We start from the raw sequence: 6,339 nt of genomic DNA on the forward strand, positions 1-6,339 counted from the left end.
TCTGGTGCCCTCGGCGCAGTTGCTCGACACCTACAGCCCGGCGATCTACTGCACCCTGCGCAACTACCACGACATCGAACCCAAGGCCGCGTCGTTCCTGGGCGGCAACGGCTATTCGCTGAACAGCCACACCCAGGCCCTGTCGGGCCTCGGGCTGGTCGCCAACCCGCTGTCGCTGGTCGCCGTCGCCGCCCTGACGCTGGGTCTGGGCGCCGCCGTCGGCCTGGTCGGTGGTGCGCCGAACCCGTACGTCTACCCCGAAAACCTGCCGCGGGTGAACGCCCGCGGCGGTCCGGGCGGCGCGCCGGGCTGCTGGCAGCAGATCACCCACGACCTGTGGCCCGCACCGGAATTGGTGATGGACAGCGGCAACAGCCTGGCGCCGTACAACCACCTCGACACCGGCTCGCCGTACGCGATCGAGTACGTCTGGGGTCGCCAAGTAGGGGATAACACGATCAACCCATGAAAATCACCGGCACGCTCATCCGACTCAGCATCTTCTCGGTGGTGCTGCTGATCTTCACCGTGATGATCATCGTGGTGTTCGGTCAGATGCGTTTTGACAGCACCAACGGATACTCAGCCGAGTTCACCAACGTGAGCGGCCTGCGGTCCGGCCAGTTCGTGCGCGCCTCGGGTGTCGAGGTGGGCAAGGTCGACACGGTGGAACTGGTCGACGGCGGCAAGCGGGCGCGGGTGAAGTTCAACGTCGACCGCGCGGTGCCGCTCTACCAGTCGACGACCGCGCAGATCCGCTACCTCGACCTGATCGGCAACCGCTACCTGGAGCTCAAGCGCGGCACGGGTGAGGGCGCCGACCGGGTGCTGCCGCCCAACGGCTTCATCCCGCTGTCCCGGACCCAGCCGGCCCTCGACCTCGACGCCCTCATCGGCGGCTTCAAGCCGCTGTTTCGGGCGCTGGACCCGCAGAAGGTCAACACCATCGCGTCGTCGCTGGTCACCGTGTTCCAGGGGCAGGGCGGCACCATCAACGACATCCTCGACCAGACCGCGCAGTTGACGACCCAGCTCGGCGAGCGTGACCAGGCGATCGGCGAGGTCATCAAGAACCTGAACATCGTGCTGGACACCACGGTTCGGCACCGCCAACAGTTCGACCAGACCGTCAACAACCTCGAGGTCCTGATCACCGGCCTGAAGGACCACGGCGACCAGTTGGCCGGCGGGACGGCGCACATCAGCAACGCGGCGGGCACGGTCGCCGACCTGCTGAGCGAGGACCGCACCCTGCTGCACAAGACGCTGAACTACCTCGACGCTGTGCAGCAGCCGCTGATCGACCAGCGCGACGGGCTGCAGGACTACCTCAAGAAGGTGCCCACCGCGCTGAACATGATCGGGCGCGCCATCGGGTCCTACGGTGACTTCGTCAACTTCTACGCGTGCGACATCACGCTCAAGATCAACGGCCTGCAGGCCGGCGGCCCGGTCCGCACGGTGCGGCTGTTCCAGCAGCCGACGGGCAGGTGCACCCCGCAATGAGGACACTGGAGCCACCCAACCGGGTTCGCCTGGGCCTGATGGGCATCATCGTGACGCTGCTGGTGATCGGCGTCGGCCAGAGCTTCACCAGCGTCCCGGTGCTGATGGCCAAGCCGCACTACTACGGACAGTTCACCGACACCGGCGGCCTGAGCAAAGGCGACAAGGTGCGCATCGCCGGCGTGGACGTCGGCAAGGTCGAGAGCCTGAGGATCGACGGCGACCACATCGTGGTCCAGTTCAACGCCGGCACCGCGACGTTCGGCACCGAGAGCCGGATCGCGGTCAAGACCGACACCATCCTCGGCAAGAAGATCCTCGAGGTCGAGCCGCGCGGCAACAAGCAGCTCCGCCCGGGCGCGTCGCTGCCGCTGGGCCAGAGCACCACGCCGTACCAGATCTACGACGCGTTCTTCGACGTCACCAAGGCCGCGCAGGGCTGGGACATCGACACCGTCAAGGAATCGCTGCATGTGCTGTCGCAGACCGTCGACCAGACGTACCCGCACCTGAGCGCGGCCCTGGACGGGGTGGCGAAGTTCTCCGACACCATCGGCAAGCGCGACGAAGAGGTCAAGCACCTGCTCGCCCAGGCCAACCAGGTGGCCAGCATCCTCGGGGATCGGAGCGACCAGATCGATCGGTTGCTGGTCAACACGAAGACGCTGCTGGCCGCCTTCAACGAGCGCGGCCAGGCAATCAACGCCCTGCTGGCCAACGTGGCCGCGTTCTCCGAGCAGATCAAGGGCTTCATCAACGACAACCCGAACCTCAACCACGTCCTGGAGCAGCTGCGCACCGTCAGCGACATCCTGGTGCAGCGTAAGGACGACCTCGCCAACGGTCTCACCGAGGTGGGTAAGTTCCTGCCCTCGCTGAACGAGGCCATCGCGTCGGGTCCGTTCTTCAAGGTGGTCCTGCACAACCTGGCGCTGTACCAGATTTCGCAGCCGTGGGTGGACGCCGCGTTCAAGAAGCGCGGCATCGACCCGGAGAACTTCTGGCGCGGCGCGGGGCTGCCGGAGTACCGGTTCCCCGACCCCAATGGCACCCGGTTCCCCAACGGGGCGCCGCCGCCTGCGCCGCCGGTGCTGGAGGGCACCCCGGATCACCCGGGCCCGGCCATCCCGCCGGGATCGCCCTGCTCCTACACGCCGGCCAACCCGGGCGGCAACGTCACCATCGGGGACGAGGGCCTACCCCGACCGTGGAACCCGTTGCCCTGCGCGGGTGCCAGCGTCGGACCGTTCGGCGGCCCGGGCTTCCCGGCGCCGATCGACGTCCAAACGTCGCCCCCGAACCCCGACGGCCTGCCGCCGACCCCGGGCATCCCGATCGCGGGCCGGCCGGGCGACCCGGCGCCCAACGTCCCGGGCACGCCCGTGCCGCTGCCGCAGCAGGCGCCGCCGGGGGCGCGCACCGAGGGCCTGCAGCCGGCCGGACCGACGCCGCCGCCGTCGACGTTCGCGCCCGGTTTCCCGCCGGGGCCGGCGGCACCGCCCGGCTCCGGGCCGCAGCTGCCGGCACCGTTCATCAACCCTGGTGGATCCGGAGGTAGTGGCGCAGCCGGGGGAGGTAGCCAGAATTGAGCACCATCTTTGACATCCGCAACCTGCGGTTGCCGAAGCTGACGCGCGCGACGGTGATCATCGGATCGCTGGTGGTGGTGTTGGCGCTCGTCGTCGCCTACGTCGGGTGGCGGATGTACGAGAAGCTCACCAACAACACCGTGGTGGCCTACTTCCCGGCGGCGAACGCGCTTTACCCGGGCGACAAGGTGCAGATCATGGGGCTGCGCGTGGGCGCGGTCGACAAGATCGAGCCCAGTGGCGACAAGATGAAGGTCACCTTCCACTACGAGAACAAGTACAAGGTGCCCGCCAACGCGTCGGCGGTGATCCTGAACCCGACGCTGGTGGCGTCGCGGGCCATTCAGCTGGAGCCGGCCTACAAGGGTGGCCCGCAGCTGTCGGACAACGCGGTGATCCCCGAGGAGCGCACCCAGGTCCCCGTCGAGTGGGACCAGCTGCGCAACAGCATCACCAACATCATCTCCAAGCTGGGCCCCACCTGCCCGCAAGGAGCCGAGGCCAGCTGCACGCTGCTCCAGCGTGAGGGGCCGTTCGGGGAGGTCATCGAATCCTTCGCCAACGGCCTGGCCGGCAAGGGCCAGGAGATCAACACCACGCTGAGCAACCTGTCGCGGGCGTTGACCGCCCTGAACGAGGGCCGCGGCGACTTCTTCGCGGTGGTGAAGAGCCTGGCGTTGTTCGTCAACGCGCTGCACAAGGACGACCAGCAGTTCGTCGCGCTGAACCAGAATCTGGCGGACTTCACCACGCGGCTCGCGCACTCCGACACCGACCTGTCCAACGCGCTGCAGCAGTTCGACAGCCTGTTGACGACCGTTCGGCCGTTCCTCGACAAGAACCGCGGGGTGCTGACCTACGACGTCAAGAACCTCGAGACGGTGACGAACACGCTGCTGCAGCCGGATCCGCTGAACGGGCTGGAGACCGCCCTGCACGTGCTCCCGACGGCCGCCGCGAACATCAACCAGATCTATCACCCGTCGCACGGCTCGGTGGTCGCGATTCCGTCGATCACCAACTTCGCCAACCCGATGCAGTTCATCTGTAGCGCGATTCAGGCGGGCAGCCGGTTGGGCTACCAGGACTCCGCCGAACTGTGCGCGCAGTACCTCGCGCCCATCCTGGACGCGATCAAGTTCAACTACCCGCCGTTCGGCATCAACCTGTTCAGCACGGCCGAGACGCTGCCCAAGGAGGTCGCCTACTCGGAGGACCGGCTGCACCCGCCGAACGGTTACAAGGACACGACCGTGCCGGGCATCTGGTCGCCGGACACCCCGACGTCGCACCGCAACACCCAGCCGGGCTGGATCGTGGCGCCGGGCATGCAGGGCCAGCAGGTCGGCCCGATCACGGGGGGCCTGATGACCCCGGACTCGCTGGAAGAGCTGATGGGTGGCCCGAACATCGCGCCGGTCCAGTCCCAGTACCAGACCCCGCCGGGGCCGCCGAACGCCTACGACGAGAACCCGATCGTGCCGCCGATCGGCCTGAACGCGCCGGTGCCGATCCAGCCGCCGCCGCCCGGACCGGGCGTGGTCCCGGGCCCGGTCGCGCCGACGCCGGCGCCGGTGGCCGCGCCCGCCCCGAACGCGGGCGGGCCGGCGTTCGCCCCGGCTGACATGGGAGGTGGGCAGTGAACCGCGCGACGAGCGCCGTGGGCGCGAGGAGCAAGGTGAGCCGTCTGGCACTGAACCGCGCGACGAGCGCCGTGGGCGCGAGGAGCAAGGTGAGCCGTCTGGCAGTGAACCGCGCGACGAGCGCCGTGGGCGCGATCCGGCGGGGGTCCTGGCAGGCGCTGGTGCTGCTGGCCGTCGCGCTGGTGTTGAGCTCGTGCGGGTGGCGGGGCATCTCCAACGTGGCGATCCCGGGCGGCCCGGGCAGCGGGTCCAACTCCTTCGTCGTCTACGTGCAGGTGCCGGACACCCTGGCGATCAACGGCAACAGCAAGGTGATGGTCGCCGACGTCTTCGTCGGCTCCATCAAGAAGATCGAGCTGAAGAACTGGGTCGCCACGCTGACGCTGGGGCTGGACAAGAGCGTCAAGTTGCCGAAGAACGCCATCGCCAAGATCGGGCAGACGTCATTGCTGGGTTCCCAGCACGTCGAGCTGGCGTCGCCGCAGAACCCGTCGTCCGACCTGCTCAAGAACGGCGACACCATCCCGCTGAAGAACTCGTCGTCATATCCCACGACCGAGCAGACCCTTGCGAGCCTGTCGCTGATCCTGCGCGGCGGGGGCATCCCGAACCTCGAGGTGCTGCAGAACGAGGTCTACAACATCTTCAACGGGCGGGGCGACGCGATCCGGTCGCTGCTGGGCAAGCTGGACACCTTCACCGACCAGCTCAACCAGCAGCGCGACGACATCACCCACGCCATCGACTCCACGAACCGGCTGTTGACCTACGTCGGCGGTCGCGCCGACGTCCTCGACCGGGTGCTCACCGACATCCCGCCGCTGATCAAGCATTTCGCGGACACCAAGAACCTGCTGATCAACGCGGTGGACTCGGTGGGCCGGCTCAGCCAATCCGCCGACCAGTACCTGTCGGAGGCCCGCGGGCCGCTGCACACCGACCTGCAGGCGCTGCAGTGCCCGCTCAAGGAGCTGGGTCGCGCGTCGCCGTACCTGATTGGGGCGCTGAAGCTGATCCTGACGCAGCCGTTCGACATCGACACCGTGCCGAAGATCTTCCGCGGCGACTACCTCAACATCTCGTTGACGCTGGACTTGACCTACAGTGCCGTCGACAACGCGTTCCTCACCGGGACCGGCCTGTCCGGGGCGCTGCGCGCGCTGGAGCAGTCCTACGGGCGTGACCCGGAGACGATGATCCCGGACGTGCGGTACACGCCGAACCCGAACGACGCGCCGGGCGGACCGCTGGTGGAGAGGGGGGACAGGAATTGCTGACTCCTTTCATCAGACGCCAGCTGATCGTCTTCGGAATCCTGACCGTCATATCGCTGCTGGTGCTGGGGATCTACTACCTGCAGATCCCCAGCCTGGTCGGCGTCGGCCGGTACACCCTCAAGGCGGACCTACCGGCGTCGGGCGGCCTGTACCCCACGGCCAACGTGACCTACCGCGGTGTCACGATCGGCAAGGTCACCGACGTCGAGCCCACCGAGCGGGGCGCCCAGGCGACCATGAGCATCGACAGCCGCTACAAGATCCCGGTGGACGCGTCGGCGGACGTGCACTCGGTGTCGGCGGTCGGTGAGCAGTACCTGGACC

At 67.9% G+C, this 6,339-nt stretch carries 6 protein-coding genes; all 6 read left to right on the forward strand.

Annotated features, from left to right (window positions below):
* A partial coding sequence (locus A5714_RS19360; RefSeq protein WP_197502820.1) for an MCE family protein occupies positions 1-469 on the forward strand: 469 nt, incomplete at its 5' end.
* Positions 466-1,506 carry a virulence factor Mce family protein gene (locus A5714_RS19365; protein ID WP_068287894.1) on the forward strand — a complete coding sequence of 347 codons (1,041 nt, stop codon included), beginning with the start codon at positions 466-468 and terminating at the stop codon, positions 1,504-1,506. The genes A5714_RS19360 and A5714_RS19365, both read left to right, overlap by 4 nt.
* The gene (locus A5714_RS19370) at positions 1,503-3,095 is read left to right on the forward strand and encodes a virulence factor Mce family protein (protein WP_068287897.1); all 1,593 of its coding nucleotides are present in this window, start codon (positions 1,503-1,505) and stop codon (positions 3,093-3,095) included. The genes A5714_RS19365 and A5714_RS19370 overlap by 4 nt, the downstream gene beginning before the upstream one ends.
* Positions 3,092-4,738, forward strand: a complete 1,647-nt coding sequence (locus A5714_RS19375; protein WP_068069728.1) for a virulence factor Mce family protein — start codon at positions 3,092-3,094, stop codon at positions 4,736-4,738. Before A5714_RS19370 ends, A5714_RS19375 begins: the two co-directional genes overlap by 4 nt.
* A 104-nt stretch (positions 4,739-4,842) precedes the next feature.
* The gene (locus A5714_RS19380) at positions 4,843-6,015 is read left to right on the forward strand and encodes a virulence factor Mce family protein (RefSeq protein ID WP_068287900.1); all 1,173 of its coding nucleotides are present in this window, start codon (positions 4,843-4,845) and stop codon (positions 6,013-6,015) included.
* On the forward strand, positions 6,009-6,339 hold a 331-nt coding region (locus A5714_RS19385; RefSeq protein ID WP_156747396.1), incomplete at its 3' end, for an MlaD family protein. The genes A5714_RS19380 and A5714_RS19385, both read left to right, overlap by 7 nt.

It is taken from the genome of Mycobacterium sp. E2462 (genome assembly GCF_001672685.1).
Taxonomy (GTDB): Bacteria; Actinomycetota; Actinomycetes; order Mycobacteriales; family Mycobacteriaceae; genus Mycobacterium.